Source organism: Streptomyces sp. NPDC096046, assembly GCF_040303285.1.
Classification (GTDB): Bacteria; Actinomycetota; Actinomycetes; order Streptomycetales; family Streptomycetaceae; genus Streptomyces.
In genome coordinates, this window is record NZ_JBEOSZ010000036.1 from 34,151 (window position 1) to 56,536 (window position 22,386).

Below are 22,386 nucleotides of genomic sequence, written 5' to 3' on the forward strand. Positions count from 1 at the left end.
GTGCGGAACGCGCGGTGTACGGAACGCGCGGTGTGCGGAACGCGCGGTGTGCGGAACGCGCGGTGTGCGGAACGCGCGGTGTACGGAGGGGAACGTGTGCGGGCTGGAGGTGCGCGGGCTGGTGGAGGCGCGCGGGGGCGAAGCGGACCCGCCGTGCCCGGCGATCAGTCCCGGGCGAACCCCAGCCGCCCCCACAGCCCGGTCGTGCGCTCGTCCTCGGCGACCGCCGCCGCACCGGCCGTCACCGTCTCGTAGACGGACAGGATGTCCGCGCCGACGGTCGACCAGTCGAAGCGCCGTACATGGGCGCTCCCCCGCTCGCGCAGCTCCGCTCGTCGCTTTGGGTCCTTCAGGAGGCGCACGGCCGCGTCGGCCAGGGCGTCCGCGTCCTCGTTGGGGAACAGTTCACCGGCCGCTCCCCGGTCCAGGACCTGGGCGAAGGCGTCCAGGTCGGAGGCGAGAACCGGGGCTCCGGCGGACATGGCCTCGACCAGGATGATGCCGAAGCTCTCGCCGCCGGTGTTGGGCGCGACGTACAGGGCGACGCTGCGCAGGAAGCGGGCCTTGTCCTCATCGCTGATCATGCCGAGGAACTCGACGCGGGAACGCAGCTCGGCGGGCAGGGACTCCACCGCCTCTTCCTCGTCGCCGCGTCCGGCCACCAGCAGCCGGGTCCCGGGGTGCGCGGCGAGGATCTTCGGCAGGGCCTTCATCAGCACGGGGAGTCCCTTGCGGGGCTCGTCGATGCGCCCTATGAAGCCGATGGTGTCGCCCTGCCACTCGGCCTTGGGCTCGGCCTCGGCGAAGAAGTCGACGTCGACACCGTTGGGGATCACGACGGCGTCCCCGCCGAGATGCTCGACCAGGGTGCGGCGGGCGTACTCGCTCACGGCGATCCGGGCGCTGATCTTCTCGAGGGCGGCCTGGAGGATCGAGTACGCGGCGATCATCGCGCGGGAGCGCGGGTTGGAGGTGTGGAACGTGGCCACGATCGGCCCCCGGGCGGCCCAGCAGGTCAGCAGGCCCAGCGAGGGCGAGGTCGGCTCGTGGATGTGGATCACGTCGAAGGCGCCTTCGTGCAGCCAGCGGCGCACCCGGGCGGCGCTCAGGAAGCCGAAGTTGAGCCGGGCCACCGAGCCGTTGTACGGCACCGGCACCGCGCGCCCGGCCGAGACCACGTACGGCGGCAGCGGAGTGTCGTCGTCGGCCGGGGCGAGGACGGAGACCTCGTGGCCGAGGCGGAGGAAGTACTCGGCGAGGTCGCGGATGTGGAACTGGACGCCTCCCGGCACATCCCAGGAGTACGGGCAGACGATGCCGATCCTCACATGGATCCCTTCGCTGGATCGAGGTCCGCGAGCCACAGGCGCTGCAGCATGTGCCAGTCCTCCGGACGGTCGGCGATCCCGGCGGCGAAGGCGTCGGCCAGCGCCTGGGTCATCACGGACGTCTTCTCGGCGCGCGTGCCCGTTGCGGGAACCTCGACGGGCGGGTGGACGAGGCCTCGCATGACGGGCGAGTCGTCGTACCGGAGGGTGACGGGCAGCAGCAGCGCGCCGGTCTGCTGGGCGAGCAGGGCGGGTCCGGCCGGCATCCGGGCCGTGTCGCCGAAGAAGTCCACCTCGACGCCCGAGGCCGACAGGTCGCGGTCGGCGACCAGGCAGACCAGGCCGCCGTCGCGCAGCCGCCGGGCCAGGGTGCCGAAGGCCGTACCGCCGCTGTGCGGCAGGACCTCCATGCCGAGGCCCTCGCGGTAGGCGACGAACCGGTCGTAGAGCGTCTCGGGCTTCAGGCGCTCGGCGACCGTCGTGAAGGGGATGCCCAGCTTGGTGGTGGCCCAGGCGCCGGCGAGGTCCCAGTTGGCCAGGTGGGGCAGGGCGAGGATGACGCCCTTGCCCGCCGCCATGCCCTCCTGCAGGTAGTGCAGGTCCTTGACGTCGACGCCCGCCCTGATGCGCTCGGGGCTCCAGGCGGGCAGCCGGAACGACTCCATCCAGTAGCGCAGGTAGGAGCGCATGCCCGCGCGGGACAGCTCGGCGAGGCGCTCGGGGCTCGCGCCGGGCACCACGCGCGCGTAGTTGCTCTCCAGGCGCTGTACGCCCTTGCCGCGCTGTTTCCAGGCCAGGTCGGCGATGGTCCGGCCGAGCCGTACGGCGACCGGCTCGGGGAGCTTGCGGACCGTGCTCCAGCCGAGGCCGTACAGGGCGTCCGTCAGCCGGTCATGGGTGCTCACGTGGCCGCCTCGCTCCCGTGAGAGGCGTTCCGCTGCTCGTCCCCATGGTCCTGGGTGTCCTGGCCGTCCTGCGCGGCCTCGGCCTCCGCGGACTCCCGGCGGACGGTGACGACCCGCTGGATCAGCGTCACCAGGCTGCCCACGGCGACGATCCACAGGGCGACGGGCAGCAGGTACTGGATGCCCGGCACACCGAAGGCGTGCAGGCCCGCCAGCCCTGCGGCGACCAGCGAGATCACCAGCCGCTCGGCCCGCTCGACGAGCCCGTTGACCGCGACCGGCAGGCCGATCGACTCGCCCCGGGCCTTGGTGTAGGACACCACCTGGCCACTGGCCAGGCAGAAGATCGAGACGGCGCACAGGACGAGGTCGTCGCCCCCGCCGGCGTACCAGAGGATGAAGCCGCCGAAGATCGCGCCGTCGGCGACCCGGTCGAGCGTGGAGTCCAGGAAGGCGCCCCAGCGGCTGGAGCGGCCGAGCTGGCGGGCCATGTTGCCGTCGACGAGGTCGGAGAACACGAAGAGCGTGATCACGACCGTGCCCCAGAAGAACTCGCCCATGGGGTAGAAGACCAGCGCGCCCGCGACCACACCGGCGGTGCCGATGAGCGTGACGGTGTCGGGGCTCACGCCCCGGCGGATCAGAAACGCGGCGAACGGTGTGAGGACACGCGTGAAGAATGCACGCGCGTACTTGTTCAGCATGGCCTTCCCGAGGGTCGGTGGCGCCGCATGGCCCCTGCTGACCACCGGCTGGCCCATCGTAGTCACGCGCGCGCGTGGGCGAGGGGCGGGCACCGGGACCCCTCCGGTGAAACCGGCGCGTCGCTGGTGGGAGGCGGGATCACGTCGTTCGTATGGACGCACCGTGACCGGAGTGGAAAGCTCGAAGAACCGCGGGCGTCGCCGGAGCCGCCACCGTACGCGGGCGGCATGTCCGCGCCCACAGTGACCTCACCGTGCACGGGAGGCAGAATCATGGGCGACAAGGCACAGACACACCCTGGGGCCGCCGGCAGGGCACGAGCGGCCGACCACCCTCAGTCCGTACGGAATGTGGTGCTGGTCGGCCACTCCGGCTCGGGCAAGACCACTTTGGTGGAGGCCCTCGCACTCACGGCGGGGGCGGTGAACCGGGCGGGCCGTGTGGAGGACGGCGGCACCGTCTCCGACTACGACGACATCGAGCACCGGCAACAGCGCTCGGTCCAGCTGTCCCTGGTACCGGTCGAGTGGGACGGCATCAAGGTCAATCTGCTCGACACCCCCGGATACGCCGACTTCGTCGGAGAGCTCAGGGCCGGTCTGCGCGCGGCGGACGCGGCCCTCTTCGTCGTCTCGGCCTCGGACGGCGTGGACGGCTCGACCCGCGTGGTGTGGGAGGAGTGCGCGGCCGTGGGCATGCCCCGGGCCATCGTCGTCACGCACCTGGAGTCGGCGCGTTCCGACTTCGAGGAGATGATCCGGAACTGCGCGGAGGCCTTCGGCGCGGACGACCCCGACGCGGTCCTGCCGCTCTACCTGCCGCTGCACGGCCCCCAGACTCCCGACGGGCACGCGCCCGTGACCGGTCTGATCGGGCTGCTGTCGCAGAAGCTGTTCGACTACTCGGCCGGCGAGCGCAAGGAGTCCGAGCCGGGCGAGGACCAGCTGCCGCTGATCGAGGAGGCCCGCAACCGGCTCATCGAGGGGATCATCGCCGAGAGCGAGGACGAGACCCTCATGGACCGCTACCTCGGCGGGGAGCCGATCGACGTCAAGACACTCATCGAGGACCTGGAGCGGGCCGTCGCGCGCGGGGTCTTCTTCCCCGTGCTGGCCGCCGCCCCGGCGGGCGAGGGCGCCCGGCAGGGGCTCGGCACCGTGGAACTGCTGGAGCTGATCACGCGGGGCTTCCCGACGCCGCTGGAGCACGAGACGGTGCGGGTCACGACCATCGACGGCACGCCGCGCGAGCTCACGCCCTGCGATCCGGACGCTCCGTTGGTCGCGGAGGTCGTGAAGACGTCCTCGGACCCTTACGTGGGACGGCTGTCGCTGATCCGGCTGTTCTCCGGCACCCTGCGCGCCGACCAGACGGTCCACGTCTCCGGGCACGGGCTGGCCGACCGCGGGCACGAGGACCACGACGTCGACGAGCGGATCGGCGCCCTGTCCACGCCGTTCGGCAAACAGCAGCGCCCGGTGTCGCACGTCATCGCGGGCGACCTGGCCTGCGTGGCCAGACTGAGCCGTGCCGAGACCGGCGACACCCTGTCCGCCAAGGACGACCCGCTGCTGATGGAGCCGTGGCAGATGCCCGACCCGTTGCTGCCGCTGGCCATCCAGGCACACAGCAAACCGGACGAGGACAAGCTGTCCCAGGGCCTGGCCCGGCTGGTGGCCGAGGACCCGACGATGCGGCTCGAACAGAACCAGGACACCCACCAGGTGGTCCTGTGGTGCCTGGGCGAGGCGCACGCCGACGTCGCCCTGGAGCGGCTGCGCAGCCGGTACGGCGTCCAGGTCGACGTCGTCCCCCACCGGGTGTCCCTGCGCGAGACGTTCGCGACCAAGGCGGCGGGCCGGGGCAGGCACGTCAAACAGTCCGGCGGGCACGGGCAGTTCGGCATCTGCGAGATCGAGGTCGAGCCGCTGCCCGGCGGCTCCGGCATCGAGTTCGTCGACAAGGTCGTGGGCGGCGCGGTGCCCCGGCAGTTCATCCCGTCGGTGGAGAAGGGCATACGGGCCCAGGCCGCCAGGGGCGTCGCGGCCGGGTACCCGCTCATCGACGTCCGGGTGACCCTCCTGGACGGCAAGGCGCACTCGGTGGACTCCTCCGACGCCGCGTTCCAGACGGCCGGCGCGCTCGCCCTGCGGGAGGCCGCGGCCGGCGCGAAGATCCATCTGCTGGAGCCGGTGGCCGAGGTGTCGGTGCTGGTCGGCGACGACTTCGTGGGCGCCGTGATGAGCGATCTGTCGGGGCGGCGCGGCCGGGTGCTCGGTACCGAGCAGACACCCGGCGGACGCACGCTGATCCGGGCCGAGGTGCCCGAGATCGAGATCGGCCGGTACGCGATCGACCTCAGGTCGATGGCGCACGGCACCGCGGGGTTCAGCCGCCGGTACGCGCGGCACGAGCCGATGCCGCAGCAGGTCGCGGACCGGGTGCGTGAAGAGGAGCGCAAGGCCTCGTAGGTGGCGCCGGGCGCCACCAAGTGCCCTTGTGGGGGCTCCCCTGCGCGGGGGTGGGCGGCTTGACGGGCCACCCGCCCCCGCGCGCCGGTGCGGACGGATACGCTGATGACCTGATCAACAGGTGTGCGGAGCGCGGAAGTCGGGAAGGCCGCAGATGCGGATGCGGCAGCGATGGGGGCGGCAGTGACGGACGGATTCGACTTCAGCCCGGGGGCCCAGGTGCCCTTGGCGGGTGCGAGCGGCCAGACAGCGGCGACCTACGCGCTGGCCGCGGCGGCGTACCGGGACGACGAGGTCACCAAGATCCTGAACGCCGACAACGAGTGGCACCAGTCCAAGGTGACCCCGCCGCGCTCCTGGGCGAAGATCTTCCGCCCCAGGTTCGGCGAGGCCTTCTCCCGCGCGGTGATCGACCGGATGCTGGGCGCCGGGCGCAAGCCGGTCATCCAGTCCTTCGGCATCGAGCCCCAAGTGGTCGTGGAGCACTGTCTGGCGGCCCACCGCATCCGCCGCGACCGCGACAACTGGCTCTCGGCGATCACGGTGATCTGCGGGGTGCTCTTCCTGCCGGGCTTCCTCGTGTGGCTGCTGGTCTTCACGCTGCGCTCCACCATGACCAGGCGCGAGGACAAGCGGGCCGGCGCCCTCGCCACCACGCTGCTGCTCGCCGTGGGCGCGCTGGCCGTGCTGTTCCTGATCCGCATGCCGTTCACGGGTTTCTGGGCCCTGTACGGACGCGCGGCGGTGATCATGCCGGTCGTCGGCTGGTTCTGGGCCAAGCAGATCTGTGAGCGGACCGCGCGTGACCTGCGGGACCGCTGGTCGAGCATGCTGTCGGGCGGCGGCGTGGGCGCCAAGATCCCCGAGGCCGTTCCCGGCAACCCCGGTGACGCGGCCGAGCAGGTCCGCAAGGAACTGGCCCGCCTCGCCGCCGAGCAGCGGTCCAACTCGGTCTTCTACGCGGGCCCCAAGGGCATACTCGGCATGGGCACGCGGTGGGGCAGCTGGCAGCTGGCCGAGGAGCTGGTCTCCGCCGAGCCGGGCAAGGAGTTCCACCCCTTCCGCAGCTGGGACGTCATCGTGGCGATCCAGGGCGGTCTGCGCATGCTGGAGCGCACGTCCATCAACACCGGCGGCTTCCCCAAGCCGTCCATCACGCACTGGGTGGTCACGCCGATCGGCGAGAAGGCGACGGAGGTGTCCCGGCCGAGCGGCACGGACGTCGACGCGTACACGGTGCGGACGCACGCCGTCCAGGACATCTGCAACAAGCAGCAGTTCGGCAGCGGTGACCGGCACTACCTGGGCGTGCAGTGGACCCTGTGGGACGGCCACCTGGTGATCACGATGCTGATCACGGTGACCGTGCTGCACGACACCCTGCGCATCGAGGTCACCGGGCACGCGCTGGGGCCGGTCAACCCGCTGTTCAACGAGAAGCCGGCGGCCAAGGAGAAGACGGTCCAGAAGGCCTTCCGCTTCTGGGAGACGCGCACCGTGAAGATGCCGCTGATCGATGCCGACGAGGTGGTCCGGCTCGCCGCGCGCGCCCCGCTGACCTGGTATCCGCCGCTGCTGAACTGGCTCGGGGGCAGCCTGACGCTGCCGGAGCCGTTCGGTCTGCGGCACGCGTGGGCCGACCAGCCGTGGCGGCATCGCTTCATGGCCGACGACGCGCTGCGCGCGGCCACGCCCGTGCTGCGGGTGGTGCACGCGGCGGCGCTGAAGGTGCTGCGGGAGAACGGGGTGGACGTGGAGAAGTTCGGGTCCAGGTCCGCGGCGCTCAGCGGGGCGGTTCAGGACGCTGCGCCGAAGAAGGCCGACGTCTACGACGCGTAGGCCTGCGGCGGTCGAGCCGATCAGCCGCGGGCCGGCGGTGGCTGGGAGCCCTGGGGGCCTGCGCCCCCAGCCCCCCGTCGGCCTGAACGGCCTCGTCCTCGAGGGCCGGACGGGCTGAGGATGCCGCACCCGCCGGAATCAAGCGGTCGGCCAGGCCTCCGCCAGCATCTTCCTCGTGTCGGCGAGCAACTGCGGCAGCACCCGGGTGTGACCCACGACCGGCATGAAGTTGGTGTCGCCGCCCCAGCGGGGCACGATGTGCTGATGCAGGTGCGCGGCGATGCCCGCGCCGGCGACCGAGCCCTGGTTCATGCCGATGTTGAAGCCGTGTGCGCCGGAGGCCGTGCGCAGGGCCGTCATCGCCTGCTTGGTGAGTTCGCCGAGCTCGGCGGTCTCCCCCGCCGTCAGGTCCGTGTAGTCGGCGACGTGCCGGTAGGGCACGGTCATGAGGTGCCCGCCGGTGTACGGGTAGAGATTGAGCACCGCGTAGACCTGCTCGCCACGGTGGACGACGAGCCCGTCCTCGTCGGACTTGGCCGGGATGGAGCAGAAGGGGCAGCCGTCGCCGGCGCCCGGGCCGGTCGGCTTGTTCTCGCCCTGGATGTAGGCCATCCGATGGGGCGTCCACAGTCGCTGGAACGCGTCCTGCGTCCCCACTCCCAGCTGCTGCTCCGGCTCACTCGTCATGCAGTGCAGCATATGGCGTCGAGCTGGGGGGACGGCAAAGGCCCCCGGGGTCTCCCCGGGGGCCCGTACACCGTGGCGTCAGACCTGAGCGCGCTCTTCGACGACCTTCTGGATCTTCGCGATGGCCTCGTCGAAGGGGATGCCGTTCTCCTGCGAGCCGTCGCGGTAGCGGAAGGACACGGACGCGTGGGACATGTCCTCGTCGCCCGCGATGACCATGAAGGGCACCTTCTGCTTCTGGGCGTTGCGGATCTTCTTCTGCATGCGGTCGGAGGAGGAGTCGACCTCGACGCGCAGGCCCTTCTTCTTGGCCGCCGCGGCGAACTTCTCCAGGTAGTCGACGTGCGCGTCGCCGATCGGGATACCGACCGCCTGGACGGGGGCCAGCCAGGCCGGGAAGGCGCCCGCGTAGTGCTCCAGAAGCACCGCGAAGAACCGCTCGATCGAGCCGAACAGCGCACGGTGGATCATGACGGGGCGCTGCTTGGCGCCGTCCGGACCCGTGTACTCCAGGTCGAAGCGCTCCGGCAGATTGAAGTCGAGCTGGATGGTCGACATCTGCCAGGTGCGGCCGATGGCGTCCTTGGTCTGGACGGAGATCTTCGGGCCGTAGAAGGCGGCGCCGCCCGGGTCGGGCACCAGGGGCAGGCCCTGCTTCTCGGCGACCTGGCGCAGCGTCTCGGTCGCCTCCTCCCAGGCCTCGTCGGAGCCGACGAACTTCTCCGGGTCCTTGGTGGACAGCTCCAGGTAGAAGTCGGTCAGGCCGTAGTCGCGCAGCAGGCCGAGGACGAAGGTGAGCGTCTTGTCGAGCTCCTCCGACATCTGCTCACGGGTGCAGTAGATGTGCGCGTCGTCCTGGGTGAAGCCGCGGGCCCGGGTCAGGCCGTGCACGACGCCCGACTTCTCGTACCGGTACACCGTCCCGAACTCGAAGAGGCGCAACGGCAGTTCACGGTAGGAACGTCCGCGCGCGTCGAAGATCAGGTTGTGCATCGGGCAGTTCATGGGCTTGAGGTAGTAGTCCACGCCCTCGTCGAGCTGCATGGGCGGGTACATGCCGTCGGCGTACCAGTCCAGGTGGCCCGAGGTCTCGAAGAGCTTCCCCTTGGTGGCGTGCGGGGTGTAGACGAACTCGTAGCCCTCTTCCTCGTGGCGGCGTCGCGAGTAGTCCTCCATGACCCGGCGGATGATGCCGCCCTTGGGGTGGAAGACGGCGAGGCCGGAGCCGATCTGCTCCGGGACGGAGAACAGGTCGAGCTCGCTGCCCAGCTTGCGGTGGTCGCGCTTCTCGGCCTCGGCGAGGAACTCCAGGTGCGCCTTCAGCTCGTCCTTGGTGGGCCAGGCGGTGCCGTAGATGCGCTGGAGCATGGGGTTCTTCTCGCTGCCGCGCCAGTAGGCGGCCGCGTTGCGCATCAGCTTGAACGCCGGGATGGCACGGGTCGACGGCAGGTGGGGGCCTCGGCAGAGGTCCTTCCAGCACAGGTCGCCGGTCTTGGCGTCCAGGTTGTCGTAGATCGTCAGCTCACCGGCGCCGACCTCGACGTCCGCGCCGTCGTCGGACGAGGCGGAGCCCTTGAGGCCGATCAGCTCCAGCTTGTAGGGCTCGCCGGCCAGCTCCTCGCGGGCGGCCTCGTCGGTGACGACCCGGCGGGAGAACCTCTGCCCGCGCTTCTGGATCTCCTGCATCTTCTTCTCGATGGCCTTGAGATCCTCGGGCGTGAACGGCTTCTCGACGTCGAAGTCGTAGTAGAAGCCGTCCTTGACGGGCGGACCGATGCCGAGCTTGGCCTCGGGGAAGAGCTCCTGCACCGCCTGCGCCATGACGTGCGCGGTGGAGTGGCGCAGAATGTTCAGGCCGTCCTCGGAGGAGATCTCGACGCCCTCGACCTCGTCGCCCTCGGACAGGGCGTACGACAGGTCCCTGAGCTCGCCGGCCACGCGGGCGGCGATGATCGAGCGCTCACCGGCGAAGAGCTCGGCGGCCGTAGTGCCCGTCGTCACCACGCGTTCTTCCCGCTCGGAATCGCGCTGGATGATCACACGGACGTCTGACACCGGTCTCTCCTGACTGAAGGGGGCTGCGGGCGCCATACCGGAGCGCGCGCACGAGTAAGGATCGTACCGACCCGGGACCGCCCTTCGCGAAATCAGTCCCCGCAGTCACCTCCGCAGGCCTCTTCGAAGAAGTCGAGGTTCTCGTGCAGCTCCTTCATCAGCCGGTCCCGCTCGGCGTCGTCGACCTGGACGGGGACGACGCCGTGGGCGCCGGTGAGGCGGCGGAACCCGCCCCGGCTCTCCAGGCGGCCCTGCACCCGCACGGGGAGCCCGACGAGGTGGGCGTGCCCGGCGATCCGGTACGCCTCCTCGTCGAGGGTGATGCGGACGTTCGGCACATCGGCCCCGGCGAGCACCCGCAGCCGTACGGTGCCCTCGCCGCGCGGCCCGGACCGGCGCAGCCGGACCACGGCTCCCGTGATCCGCACCGGCACTGCGGGTTCCTCCCGCAGGTAGCGGGCGCCCGCCTCGCGCAGCACGGCCAGGTCGCCGGGTGAGAACTCGACGGGTTCGGCGCAGGGCGCGCAGCCCTCGGGCACCCCGGCCGCCGGCGCCCACTCGACGGCGATCCGGGCTCCCTCGGTACCCCGGACGAGGGCGACGAGGGCCTCGGTGAGTTCGTGGCTCACCCCGGCCTCGACCGCCGCGTCGAAGGCGTCCATGCCACCGGTGGCGCGCTGGTAGTCGATGGCCTCGCGGGCGGCGAAGAGGGCCTGGTGAAGACGGACGGCGAGGGGACGGGCGGCGACAGGCACGAAGGCGGTGAGCCGGCCGCCGGCGGCGGAGCCGACGAGGACGTGGCGCAGGGCCGCGGCGGCGGAGCGGCGGTGGCGGGCACCGTGGTATCCGGCCCGGGCGCGGGTGGCGAGGGCCGCGGCGAGCAGCATCCTGCCGGCGGCGCCGCGCAGCCGGTCCTCGACGGTCCAGGGCGCGGTGCCGGCGGGTCCGGCGGGGACGTCCTGCCACCAGCGGATCTCGTCGCTGGGCACGGCGAGGGAGACGAGGACCTCGCGGGCCGACGGCGTGCCGCTGCGGGACAGCGCGAGCAGGGCCTCGCCGAGCAGGTCGTCGCTGTCGGGGAAGGCCCGGCTCTCGGGAACCAGGAGGCTGGTGCCGCTGCCACCGGGGCCGGGCGGCGTCCAGCGGCCGTAGCGCCCCGGGGCGCCGCCGCGTCGCTGCCAGCCGTGCCGCCGCAGCAGGGCGCTGAGCACGGCCGGGTCGACGTCGACGGGCTCGGGCGGAGAGCCGCTCCAGGGAGTGTCCACGGGGTGGGGCCGCACGGGCCTCAGTGGCTCCTCGGTCGGGCGGTGCGTCACGGTTTCCCTCCCGTCCCGACCCGCGTCATGATCTCGCACAGGGCCCGGTCGTCGAAGATGCGCGCGGTCGGTATGCGCACGGTGGTGCGGCGGCGGCCGGTGATGGGCTGTCCGGCGAGGTTGGTCCAGTAGCAGCAGTGCCTGAGGTCGAGCCGGTCGTGGCCGGCGCGCAGCCAGTCGTCCTGGGTGCGCGGTACCAGCATCACCACCAGGATCTTGTGCACCGACACGGGTGTGCGGGCGAGCTTCGCCAGGTGGTCGTTGTCGAGCGTGAAGGAGAAGGTGCGGCCCGGTGGGCCGGGCGGCACCTGGTAGGTGGCCTTGAGCTGCACCTTGACGGTGACCTCGTCGTCGACCGTGTGCCCGGGTGCGCTGTGGCTGACGTGCCAGTCGATGCCGTTGTCGGGAAAGGGCTGGGACAGCGAGCAGCCGGCGGCTGCCGCGACGGCGTGCAGATAACCGACCTGCAAGGTCTCCATGCAGGCGGTGACGGCGAGTGTGCCGCGGGAGGGAGCCGTGCGCTCGGGCAGCAGCCCGCCCCGTTCGGGCTGCGCTATGGCCATGGCCAACAGCCTTCCAGAACAAGTGTTTCCCCGCTGCGGGCCGCTGAACTGCGTCGACCCGTACTCCTGTTGTCTCCTTCCGGCGTACGGCGCAAACAGCCCGGGTATCACCGGATCGGGCAGCGGACGGTGCGTCAACTGCCGAAGGTGAACGAGGGGTTGTGTGGCTATGACGACGTGCTGGTACGAGGGGCCGCTGGCCGCCTTCGACACGGAGACGACGGGCGTGGACGTCGAGACCGACCGGATCGTGTCGGCCGCCGTCGTCGTCCAGGATGCCCCGGGCATCCGGCCGCGGGTGAGCCGCTGGCTGGTGAACCCGGGGGTGCCGGTGCCCGCCGAGGCGACGGCGGTGCACGGGCTGACGGAGGAGCACCTGCAGCGCAACGGCCGGTGGCCGGCGCCGGTGATGTACGAGATAGCCCAGGCGCTGGCCGAGCAGGCGCACGCGGGGCGGCCGGTCGTGGTGATGAACGCGCCGTTCGATCTGACCCTGCTGGACCGGGAGTTGCGCCGTCACCGCGCCTCGGCGCTCGGCCGCTGGTTCGAGTCGGCGCCGCTGTCCGTGCTCGACCCGCGGGTCCTGGACAAGCATCTGGACCGCTACCGCAAGGGGCGCCGCACCCTGACCGACCTGTGCGCGCACTACGGCGTCGCCCTGGAGGGCGCGCACGACGCGGCGGCGGACGCCGTGGCGGCGCTGGAGGTCACCCGGGCGGTGGGCCGCCGGTTCGCGTCCCGGCTGGAGCGGCTCGCCCCGGGTGAACTGCACACCCTCCAGGCGGTGTGGCACGCGGCCCAGGCACGGGGTCTGCAGGCGTGGTTCGCGCGCAGCGGTGTGGACGAGGCGGTCGACCCGGCGTGGCCGCTGCGTCCGGACCTGCCCGCGGCGGCCTGAGCACCCGTACGGGGCCCGCGAGGGCATGAAGAAACCGGTCCGTCTGAGACGGACCGGCTGTTTCCGGTGGGCGATACTGGGTTCGAACCAGTGACCTCTTCGGTGTGAACGAAGCGCTCTCCCACTGAGCTAATCGCCCGGGAACGCACTGAACCATACAGGCCCGGGCACGCTTCCTTCAAACCGCTCGGAGGTACCCGCACAGTCCGCGCCGCCCGGACCGCATCATCAGCGCGTGGTTGGCGCGGAAGACGGGCCGCCCCGGGACGGCGAACCGCCGCAGCAGCGGCTTGCGCACGCTGACCACCTGGTCGTACCGCGCCAGACTGCCCGTTGCGTGCGGCGTGACCGTCCAGCGTGCCCAGCCCTCGATGTCTCCGGTCAGGGCGGTCTCCAGCACCCCGGCCGCGGGGTCGCGCCGCACCTCCCGCGCCGTGAAGGTCATGTCGTACGGCAGGACGGAGCGGATGCGGATCACCCCGGTGGTGCCGTCGAGCCGGGTCACCTCCCGCACCTGCCGCCACCAGCGCGGGTAGTCCTCGGGGCGTTCCAGCACGTGGAAGACGGTGGCGGGGGGTGCGGGGAGGGGCCAGAGGCTGCGGAAGCGGTAGTGGTTCCAGTCCATGCGGGCAGTCTGCCCACTCGCGGCGTGGACCGGGTGAGTACGCGCCTGAGTATCCGCACTCATGCCGTGCGAGGTGACGCGGAGCACACTGCCGTGCATGACCCACCTTCCGCCACCGGCCGAGGAATTGCGGCTCCTCGACGCCGAGCTCTGGCAACTGGACGCCCGGCGTGCCCAGTTGCTGAACCGTCGCGCCTGGCTGGTCGCGGCCCTGCACCAGACGCAGCAGCCGCGGGCCCAGGCCTCGGCACGTCCGCCGGCCGCCACACCGTCCCGTCCGGAGACGGCCGCGCCCAGCGTGCAGAACGCGCTGCTGGTCCTCGGCGGTGTCCTGCTCACGCTCGCGGCAGCGGTGTTCACGCTGGTCAGCTGGGGGCAGATGGGGATCGCTGGGCGGGCCCTGGTCCTCGGCGCGGTCACGCTGGCCACGCTCGCCGCACCCGCGGCCCTGCTGAAGCGGGGGCTGCGCTCGACGGCCGAGTCGGTGGCGGGCCTCGGGCTGGCCCTGACCGTCCTGGACGCCTACGCGCTGCACGCGGCGGCCCTCTCCGGGACGGACGGCACCGGGTACGCGGCCGCCGCGTCGGCGGTCCTGGCGGCGGTCTGGGCGGCGTACGGCCTGCTGCCGGCCACGGCCGCGCTGCGTCTGCCGCTGCCCTGCGCCTTGGCGGCGGCCCAGTCGCCGTTGCTGCTGGGGGCCCTGGCCGCCGACGCGAGTGCGTACGTGATCACGGCCGCGCTGCTGGTGACGGCCGGGTTCGACGCGGTGGCGGTGGTGCGGTTGCCGGCCGGTGCCGTGCGGATCACCGCCGTCGTCGGTGCGTGCGGCATGGGCGGCTGGGGCGTACTGGGCGCCGGCTGGCTGTCCTTGAGCGCCGGCGGTCCCGGTGCGGCCGCCCGCGCCGGGGCGCTGCTGCTTCTCGCCGCGGCGATCGCCCTGGCCGCGGCCTTGCGGGGGCCGGGCACACGGCACGCGCTCGGTCTCGCGACCACGTCCGGGCTGCTCGTGGTGGCCGCGCTCGGTGGGGTGGCGCGTTCGGGCGTGCCGTCGCAGTGGGCGGTGGCGGCTCATCTGGCCGTCGGCATCGGCCTGTTGGCGGCGGTGCGCAGGGAACGGCTGCCCGACGCCGTGCGGCGGGGCTTCGCCTGGGCCTCCGGTGCCGTACAGACGCTGGCCGTGCTGTGGGCGCTGCCCGTCGTCGCCGTGGTGCTGCTGGGCCCGGCGGGCCGGCTGGGCCGGGTGTGGAGCGGTGCTCCCGCCGACGCCCGTGCGGCAGTGACCGTGGAGGTGCCCTGGCCGTACGGCGCGACCGTCGCTCCCCTCGTGCTGGTGGCGGTCGCCGCCGTGCTCGCCCTGGCGGTGCGCGCGGAGCCGTGGCGTGGGCGGGCCCTGCTCGGTTCCCTGGGGCTGCTGTGGGCGGCGGCCCTGACGCTTCCGGCGGTTTTCGAGGTTCCCTACCCCGCGGGGATGCTGGTCCTGGGCGCGCTGACGGCGACCGCGCTGTACGCGTGCCGGATCACGGCGTCGGCCGCGCGGGTCATGGCCCTCGTCCTGGCCCTGGTCACGGCCGCCGGCCTCGCCCTGGTCTCCCTCGCCTCCCAGTCCGCGACCCTCGTCGCGCTGTCCGTGCTGACGGTGCTGTTCGCCGCGGCCTCGTGGCGCACGGGCGTCGCGCCCTTCACGGCTCCGGCGGCTCTCGTGTACGGCGCCGCGCTGGCCTCGGCGTCCGGTGCCGCCGCGGACTGGCCGCCGACGCGCATCGCCCTGCTGGTCCTGCTGGTTCCCGCCGCTGCCGCCCTGCTGGCGCCGCGGCTCGGCGCGTTGCAGGCGACGGTGCCCGTCGAGGCCGTGGGAGCCGCCCTCGGGCTGTTCGCCGTGGCTCTCGCCGTCACCGATCCACCGACGCTCGCCCTGGTGCTGGCCCTGTGCGGGGTGATCGCCGCGGGCACGGCCCTGCGCGCCGAGCGCCGTCCCGTGGGCTACGCGGCCACGGCCCTGTTCGTGCTGGCCGCCTGGGTGCGCATGGCCGCCTGGGACGTCGGCACGCCCGAGGCGTACACGCTCCCGGTGACCGTCCCGGCGCTGCTCGTCGGAGCGTTGCGCCGGCGCCGGGATCCGGGGGTGTCCTCCTGGGCGGCGTACGGCCCCGGGCTCGCGGCCACCCTCCTGCCGAGCCTGGTCGCGGCCTGGGCCGATCAGCACTGGACGCGTCCTCTCCTGCTCGGCGGCGCCGCGCTGCTGGTCACCCTGCTGGGTGCCCGCCACCGTCTCCGGGCACCGCTGGTGCTCGGCGGCTCGGTACTGGCCCTGGTCACCCTCCACGAACTCGCCCCCTACGTCGTCCAGGTGACGGGAGCCCTGCCCCGCTGGGCGCCTCCCGCCCTCGCCGGGCTCCTGCTGCTCGCGCTCGGGGCGACGTACGAACAGCGGATCCGCGACGTCCGGCGGGTCAGGGAGGTGCTGGGGAGGATGAACTAGCCCTCGTCTCGTCTGGGTTCCATTGGTCCCTTTGTGTGCCGTCGGGGCCTCTCGACTGCGGACAAGGCGCGTGATGTCATACGTTCTCCGATCGGCCGTCGGCGGCACGGTCGGGCGGGGGGACGGGGAGGCATCTTGACGGACCTGGGGGAATCACCGGGCGGGGGCGGCGCCGAGGAACAGGGGACCCTGGAGCGCCTGCTCTCGGTGGTGGGTGCGGGAGCCGTGGAGTTGCACACGGCCCCCGAGGGACTGCGGACGAGCGTCACCGGTGTCCATGTGCTGGACGCGCTGGAACCCGTGATCAGACCGCGGGAGTTACTGCTCGCCGTCGGTGTCGACCCGCGCTCGGCGCACGCCGTCGACGTGGTGCGCCGGGCCGGTGAGGCCGGTGCGGCGGGTGTGGTGTTCGGCCCGGGGCGGCCGGAGCCCACCGCGCGGGCGTTGCGGGCAGCCGCGGAGGAGAGCGGCACGGCGGTGCTCTTCCGCACCGCCTGGTGCACCTGGGCGCAGCTGGTGGGGGTGCTGAGGGCGGGGCTGGCCGCGGCGGGTGTCCACCCGGTGCCGGCGACCGGCGGCGTGCGTCTGGGCGATCTGGACTCGCTGGCCGACGCGGTGGCGGCCCTGGTGGGAGGCTCGGTGACCATCGAGGACACGGAGTCGCGGGTGCTGGCGTACTCCTCCACCGAGGAGAACGTGGACGAGATGCGCCGGCTGACCATCCTCGGCCGTCGGGTGCCGCCCTGGCGGGTGGCGGCCATGCGGGAGGCGGGGTTCTTCCAGGCCCTGTGGGGTGCGGGCGATGTGCTGCACCGACCCGCCCACGGCCAGGATCCTGAGCGTCTGGTCGGCGCCGTGCGGGCGGGCGGAGAGGCGCTGGGGTCCCTCTGGGTGGCGGCGGTCGCCGGCCGCCCGCTCGCGCCCAACGCGGCGGAGACGCTGCGCGCCGCCGCCCGGGCCGCCGCCGCCCACCTGCTGCATCACCGCACCCACCGCTCGGACGGCCGCCTGGTGGAGGATGCGGCCCGGGCGCTGCTGGAGGACCGTGGATCCGTCGAGGTGCTCGCGGAGCGGGCCTCGCTGCCGCCCCGGCAGCCCTGTGCCGTCCTGGCGGTCGGAACCGGCTCCGGCCGCTACGAGGACGAAGCCCCGTCCGGGCTGTACGGGCTGCTCACCCTGCACTGCGCGGCGCTGGGCCACCGTGTCGTGGTGGTCCCGGCGGGCGGCAGGACCCTGGTGCTGCTGACCGGGCTGGAGCACGACCCGGGGCGGGCGGACGGTCAGGTGCGGCGGCTCGGGGAAGCACTGGCCGATCAGCTGTCGACGACGATCGGCCCGGCGGTGAAGGTGGGGCTGGGCCAGGTGGTCCCCGGCCTGGCAGGGGCGCCCGCATCACGTCGGTCGGCCGAGCAAACCCTGCAGGCGCTCATCGCGGCCCCCGGGCCGCGCACGGTCGCGCGGAGCGGGGACGTCGCCGACACCGTGGGAATCCTCCAGGTCGTCGACGCCCTGCGGGAAGTGGCGCTGCCACCGGGTACCTCGGTGGCCCGGCTGAGGGAGTTCGACGCCGATCACAGCGGCAGCTGCCTGGTGGAGACCCTGCGCGCCTACCTCGACCACTTCGGTGACGTGTCGGCCGCCTCGCGGGCGCTGGGCGTGCATTCCAACAGCCTGCGCTACCGGTTGCGCAGGATCACGCAGGTGTCGGGGCTGGACCTGGAGAGTCCCGACGCCCGGCTGCTCGCCCAGGTGCAGTTGCGTCTGGGCCGGGACTCCGACGGCGCACGGCCCTGAGCGACCGGCACGAGGCGGCCTCGTGCGCGTGCGCCATGCCCTCGTGCGCGCGTCGCCATGCCCTCGTGCGCGCGTCGCCTTGGCCGCGGCCACCATCGAAGGACCGCTCCTTCGTCGTACCGCACAACGCCCCTGCCCGACACGGGCGTTGTCGCACCCCGCTGCGGTGGGCGGGGCCCGCGTCTTTGACGACTCGACGAAGACGCCCTCCGGGCGCGGACAGCAGCCTGGTACTCCACCCTGGGGCGGACCCGGGCGTTGCGCGTACGACATCGGAAGGCTCACCATGACCGGACTGAACCCCGCCGCCGAGCGGCGCGAACGGATCCTCCAGGAAGCGGTGCGGCAGGGACTGCTGGACGCCGGGCAGGCCCCGCTGGCCGCCTTCGTCGACCTCGACGGCGTCGCGGCGACCGTCGCGTCCCTGCACCGCGCCTTTCCCGCCCCGCCGCGTGTGCTGCACGCGTTCGCCGCCAAGGCGAACTGCCTGGTGCCGGTGCTGGCGGAGCTGCGGCGGCTCGGCATGGGCTGCGAGGTGGCCACCGCGGGTGAACTGGCCCGTGCGCTGGCCGCCGGGTTCGCGCCGGATCGGATCGTCTTCGACTCTCCGGCCAAGACGGAGGCCGAACTGCGGCACGCCCTCGGCCTGGGGGTGACCGTCAACGCCGACAACTACCAGGAACTGGCCAGGATCGACCGGGCGCTGGGCGGGCGCGTGCCGGCGTCGCGGATCGGGGTGCGCGTCAACTCCCAGCTCGGCGGCGGCAGCATCGCCGCGATGAGCACGGCGACGAGCACCTCCAAGTTCGGCGTCCCCCTGGCGGACCCGGGAAGCCGGCGGCGTCTGCTGCGCGCCTACCACGACCACCCGTGGCTGACCTGGGTGCACACCCACGCCGGTTCGCAGGGCTGCCCGCTCGACCTCATGGCCGGCGGGGTCGCGCAGGCCGTGGCGTTCGCCGAGGAGGTCAACGCCTCACTCGGCCGGCGCCAGGTCGTCGGCATCGACATCGGCGGCGGGCTCCCCGTCAACTTCGCCGACGACGAGACCACGCCCACCTTCGGCACGTACGTCCAGCAGCTGCGCGCCCAGGCGCCCGCACTGTTCTCCGGCGGGTACGAGATCGTCACCGAGTTCGGGCGTTCCGTCCTCGCGAAGAACGGGTTCACCGCCGCGTACGTCGAGTACACGAAGAGCATGGGCGGCCGGCCGATCGCGGTCACCCACGCCGGGGTGCAGGTGGCCACCCGGACGGTGTTCAACCCCGACGCGTGGCCCCTGCGGATCGAGGCGCACGACAAGAGCGGCACGGCCAAGCGCGGCGGACCGGTCCGCCAGGACGTCGCGGGGCCCGCCTGCTTCGCCGGGGACCTGCTGGCCCGTGACCGCGCGTTGCCGCTCCTGGAACCCGGCGACCTCATCACCGTCCCGGACACCGGCGCCTACTACTTCTCGACTCCCTTCCACTACAACAGCCTGCCCGAACCGGCCGTGCACGGGGTCCGCACGAGCGGTGACGGCACGGTCCGCTTCGAACTCCTGCGTCCCGCGCAGGATCCGTGGGACGTGCCGGTGCCGGGCCCCGGCGGACGGGACACTCCCCCGCGGCGACGAGCGCACGAGACCGTCCACGGCGTCGGATAGGGAGCACCGAGTGGCACAGACCGACCGTCGGGGACCCGGCCGGGACGGACCGCTCCTCAGCCAGCGCGCCGCGATCGTCTTCCTGCTGGCAGCCCTGGTCGGCATCGGTGCCACTGTCCTGGCGGCGCTGGCCGGCAACGGGTGGCCGGTCGCGGTGAGCGTCGGGGGCGGAGTGGTGGGCCCGGCCGTCCTGTTCTTCCACCAGATCATCGACTAGGGCGAGCGGTTCCCGCTACGGCGTCGCCGCGGGAACCGCTCGTCCGGCTTCCCGCTACGGCATCCTGTCCCCCAGCAGTGCCAGATTCTCGATGGCGGCGAGGCCGTACAGCGCGGTGTCGTTCGTGGACACCCAGGTGGCCTCACTGCCCGGCACGAGTGCGGCCGGGCCGCTCAGCTTCTCCGTCCGCCAGGGCGCGGACTCCTTGTAGCCGTCGGAGTTGTAGAACTTCTCCCACGCCCGCTTGGCGAGCTTCTCGTCGCCGGTCTTGACGGCCGCGTACGCGTCGAGGCGCGAGTGGCCCTGGAAGAGCAGCAGGTTGCCGAAGTGGGAGCCGTACCGGGCCGCCTGTTCGGCCTTGGTGGCGTTGAAGTAGCGGCAGTAGTCGAGGTACGCCTCGTTGAACTTCGGCATGTCGACGAGGTCGATGAGCTCGGCGCACAGCTCGTTGAGGCCGAAGACGGCCGAGAGGTGCGAGACCTCCACCTTGGCCGTCCCGGCGACGGCGAACCTGCCCGTGTCGAGGTCGTACAGGCCGCTGCCCTGGACGAAGCCGTTGGGCTGGGCGGCGATGGTCTCCATGGTGGACAGCACACGCGCCTTGGCCTTCTCCCACTTGGGGCCCTTGCGTTCCCACTCGGTCAGCCACGCGGAGACCAGGCCGCTCCAGTCGGTGCCGAAGCCGATCGACAGGGCGTGCCGGTCGGGGGTGTACGGCTCGGTGCGGATCTTGCGGAGCGGGTCGAGGGCGAGGAACGTCTCGTCGGAGTCGACGTTGGCGTGCATCAGGTCGCCGACGCGTTCGTCCGCCGTGAGGAAGTAGTAGTAGCGCCGGTAGGTGGTGTTGGCGATGCGCTGCTGCTTGGCACTGTCGGCGAAGTGCTGCACGCCGTGCCGGGTGCCCAGGCCCGCCCATTGGCCCAGGTGGTAGACGTCGACCTCGCCGGTGTGCCGGGTCATCGCCTCCGCGAAGCGGAAGATGTCGGCGCGGCCGGAGCGCAGGTAGGCGAACCAGAGCCACAGGTCCGGCGACAGCTCGGAGTTGTCCCAGGCGTAGCCGCCGATGTCGTACCGCCACTGGTGCCGGAACGTGTCGTAGGTGTGCATGATGTCGCCGTAGTCCCAGAAGCCGTACCAGCGGCGCTGTTCCACCTGGTCCTTGTAGTAGGTGAAGAGGAAGTCGAGGTGGTCCTCGATCTTCGCCTTGGCCGGGGTGGAGCGGTCGGGCTCGGAGTACAGGTTCGGCCCGAAGACCTTGGCCTTGATGAGCTGCTTGGGCGGGGCGGCCAGCTGCGGCAGCACGCGGACGGCTTCGACCTGCTCGGCGAGCCGGTCCGGGCTCGGGGTCGACGCGTTCGCCCAGAAGAGGAGTTCGGAGGTGCGGGCGATGCCGTACGGGGTGCCGAACTCCGGCTCGTAGTCCTCGTAGGTGATGTTGAGGCCTTCGAGCTGTTCGGGGTGGGTGTCCTGGCCCATGCCGTCGTGGTAGAAGCGCATGTCCATGGGCTGCGCCTCGGGCGACCAGAGCCAGAGAGTGACCTCGGCCTCGTCGGTGTGGGCGTCCCGGATGTCGAGCTGGGCGGGGAACTTCTCCCAGAAGTCGCGCAGTCCGAAGGAGAACCCGCCGCTCGCCCCGCCGACGTAGCCGAAGCCGGAGGCGCGCCGGCCACCGCCCGCGGCGACCCAGCCGTGGCCCTTCTTGGTGCGCTTGCGCAGCGTGAACCCGTCGGCGGAGAGCTGGGAGAGGGTGTAGTCGCCCCATTCGGGGATGTACTGCAGCCGGGTCGTCACCCGCTGGTCCCAGGTGGCGGGATCGGGCAGCTTCTTGCCCTCGAACTGGGCCGCCTGCACGGCCGCGCCCGGGTCCCGCCGCAGTCCGGTGATGCCCTTGACGGCCTCGCGGAGCATTCCGGTGCCGTCGCCGCCGATGCGGATGTGACGGTCGTACGACTCGTCGCGCAGGGGCACGGTGAAGCGGACTCCGAGGCCGCGGACGAAGTCGCCACTGGCCTTGCCCGGCTCCTGCTTGCCGTCGTAGGTGATGGTGTGCACCATGCGAAAGGAGTCGGCGCCCGCGTAGAAGTAGAGCCTGATCGAGAAGGGCAGCCAGCTGCGGCCGCCCTTGCGGTGCTTGCCGTCGATGCGCACGACCGCGCGGACCGGACCCGCCTGCTCGACCTCGACCCTGGAGATCGCGCCGTCGAAGCGCTCGGTCTTGACCGCGCCCTGGTCCTCGTCCTCGATCTCGGGCTGGCGGATCAGCACGAGCCGGCCGTTCTTCGCGATCTCGGTGGAGCCCCGGGTGACGGACTTGACGATCGTGGAGCCGGACGTGCCGAGCTTCGCGGTGATGACGCCGGTCGAGATGCCGATGGTGCCGCCGCGCTTCTCGACGGTCACCTTCTTCTCGGGTGCGGCGGGTGTTCCGGCGGCGAGGGTGAGCTTTCCGTCCCCCGACGCGACGGCGTGCGCGGTCCACTTGAGGGACCCGTCGGGCCAGTAGGCGATCGGCCAGGACTGCACGGATACGGCCTTGCCGCCGGCGTCCGTCAGCACGAAGGTCTGGTCCTTCTGGTAGGCGCCCTTGGGCCACGGGACACCGACGGTGGAGCCCGGCGCCGCGCCGAGGCCACCGTCCTCCAGCCAGTCGAGGGTCACCGGGTCGGCGTCGGCCGGCTCGGCTCTGGGGACGGCCTGCGCGTCCTGTGTCCCCAGGGCCCAGCTGAACTGGGCGGCGGCTCCGGCGACGGCGGCCGCCTTGAGGAGGTTCCTACGGGGGATGGGAGACATAGAGAGGCTGCCTTTCCTTGTCCGTGCGGGAAGCACATCCGTGCGCTGGTCAGGGGCATGACAGTGAGA

At 72.3% G+C, this 22,386-nt stretch carries 16 protein-coding genes and 1 tRNA gene; 7 read left to right on the forward strand and 10 right to left on the reverse strand.

Annotation, left to right across the window (positions count from 1 at the left end; all coding sequences use genetic code 11):
• Positions 1-164: 164 nt before the first annotated feature.
• Genes ABTX62_RS26620 through pgsA form a run of 3 tightly spaced genes read right to left on the reverse strand, consistent with a single transcriptional unit; the run spans position 165 to position 2,994 of the window.
• On the reverse strand, positions 165-1,328 hold the full coding sequence (locus ABTX62_RS26620) for a glycosyltransferase family 4 protein (protein WP_352118578.1): 1,164 nt from the start codon (positions 1,326-1,328) through the stop codon (positions 165-167).
• Positions 1,325-2,233, reverse strand: a complete 909-nt coding sequence (locus ABTX62_RS26625) for a phosphatidylinositol mannoside acyltransferase (RefSeq protein WP_352118579.1) — start codon at positions 2,231-2,233, stop codon at positions 1,325-1,327. Before ABTX62_RS26625 ends, ABTX62_RS26620 begins: the two co-directional genes overlap by 4 nt.
• Positions 2,230-2,994, reverse strand: a complete 765-nt coding sequence (gene pgsA / locus ABTX62_RS26630; RefSeq protein WP_352118609.1) for a phosphatidylinositol phosphate synthase — start codon at positions 2,992-2,994, stop codon at positions 2,230-2,232. Before pgsA ends, ABTX62_RS26625 begins: the two co-directional genes overlap by 4 nt.
• Positions 2,995-3,210: 216 nt before the next feature.
• Here pgsA and ABTX62_RS26635 point away from each other — a divergent pair, with 216 nt between their 5' ends.
• Both ABTX62_RS26635 and ABTX62_RS26640 read left to right on the forward strand, forming a co-directional pair.
• Complete coding sequence (locus tag ABTX62_RS26635; RefSeq protein WP_352118580.1) at positions 3,211-5,409, forward strand: elongation factor G-like protein EF-G2; 2,199 nt, start codon at positions 3,211-3,213, stop codon at positions 5,407-5,409.
• Positions 5,410-5,580: 171 nt separating this feature from the next.
• Positions 5,581-7,248 (forward strand): AbeC-like domain-containing protein, encoded by a 1,668-nt coding sequence (locus ABTX62_RS26640; protein ID WP_352118581.1) that lies wholly within the window; start codon positions 5,581-5,583, stop codon positions 7,246-7,248.
• Positions 7,249-7,386: 138 nt separating this feature from the next.
• Here ABTX62_RS26640 and ABTX62_RS26645 read toward each other — a convergent pair whose 3' ends face one another.
• The 4 genes from ABTX62_RS26645 to ABTX62_RS26660 form a co-directional block, all read right to left on the reverse strand.
• The gene (locus tag ABTX62_RS26645) at positions 7,387-7,947 is read right to left on the reverse strand and encodes an HIT family protein (protein WP_352118582.1); all 561 of its coding nucleotides are present in this window, start codon (positions 7,945-7,947) and stop codon (positions 7,387-7,389) included.
• Between the two features lie 66 nt (positions 7,948-8,013).
• Positions 8,014-9,990, reverse strand: coding sequence for a threonine--tRNA ligase (thrS, locus tag ABTX62_RS26650; RefSeq protein ID WP_352118583.1), 1,977 nt, complete (start codon positions 9,988-9,990; stop codon positions 8,014-8,016).
• 92 nt (positions 9,991-10,082) lie between these two features.
• Positions 10,083-11,306, reverse strand: coding sequence for a hypothetical protein (locus ABTX62_RS26655; protein ID WP_352118584.1), 1,224 nt, complete (start codon positions 11,304-11,306; stop codon positions 10,083-10,085).
• On the reverse strand, positions 11,303-11,869 hold the full coding sequence (locus tag ABTX62_RS26660) for a DUF4365 domain-containing protein (protein WP_352118585.1): 567 nt from the start codon (positions 11,867-11,869) through the stop codon (positions 11,303-11,305). The genes ABTX62_RS26655 and ABTX62_RS26660 overlap by 4 nt, the downstream gene beginning before the upstream one ends.
• Positions 11,870-12,038: 169 nt before the next feature.
• Here ABTX62_RS26660 and ABTX62_RS26665 point away from each other — a divergent pair, with 169 nt between their 5' ends.
• Positions 12,039-12,767, forward strand: a complete 729-nt coding sequence (locus tag ABTX62_RS26665; protein WP_352118610.1) for a 3'-5' exonuclease — start codon at positions 12,039-12,041, stop codon at positions 12,765-12,767.
• 67 nt (positions 12,768-12,834) lie between these two features.
• Here ABTX62_RS26665 and ABTX62_RS26670 read toward each other — a convergent pair.
• Positions 12,835-12,906: transfer RNA gene (locus ABTX62_RS26670), tRNA-Val, on the reverse strand.
• A 39-nt stretch (positions 12,907-12,945) separates the two neighbouring features.
• Entirely contained in the window at positions 12,946-13,392 is a 447-nt protein-coding gene (locus tag ABTX62_RS26675; RefSeq protein ID WP_352118586.1) for an SRPBCC family protein, read from the reverse strand.
• A gap of 61 nt (positions 13,393-13,453) precedes the next feature.
• Between ABTX62_RS26675 and ABTX62_RS26680 the strand changes: the two genes are divergently transcribed.
• From ABTX62_RS26680 to ABTX62_RS26695, 4 genes are all read left to right on the forward strand, one after another.
• Positions 13,454-15,871: an SCO7613 C-terminal domain-containing membrane protein gene (locus tag ABTX62_RS26680; protein ID WP_502998015.1), complete on the forward strand. Its 2,418-nt coding sequence runs from the start codon at positions 13,454-13,456 to the stop codon at positions 15,869-15,871.
• A 135-nt stretch (positions 15,872-16,006) separates the two neighbouring features.
• On the forward strand, positions 16,007-17,665 hold the full coding sequence (locus tag ABTX62_RS26685; protein ID WP_352118588.1) for a helix-turn-helix domain-containing protein: 1,659 nt from the start codon (positions 16,007-16,009) through the stop codon (positions 17,663-17,665).
• A 286-nt stretch (positions 17,666-17,951) separates the two neighbouring features.
• Complete coding sequence (locus ABTX62_RS26690; RefSeq protein WP_352118589.1) at positions 17,952-19,310, forward strand: type III PLP-dependent enzyme domain-containing protein; 1,359 nt, start codon at positions 17,952-17,954, stop codon at positions 19,308-19,310.
• 10 nt (positions 19,311-19,320) lie between these two features.
• The gene (locus ABTX62_RS26695; protein ID WP_283972602.1) at positions 19,321-19,527 is read left to right on the forward strand and encodes a hypothetical protein; all 207 of its coding nucleotides are present in this window, start codon (positions 19,321-19,323) and stop codon (positions 19,525-19,527) included.
• A 54-nt stretch (positions 19,528-19,581) separates the two neighbouring features.
• Here the strand turns inward: ABTX62_RS26695 and ABTX62_RS26700 are convergent, their stop codons facing one another.
• Complete coding sequence (locus ABTX62_RS26700; RefSeq protein WP_352118590.1) at positions 19,582-22,317, reverse strand: exo-rhamnogalacturonan lyase family protein; 2,736 nt, start codon at positions 22,315-22,317, stop codon at positions 19,582-19,584.
• Positions 22,318-22,386: the final 69 nt, after the last annotated feature.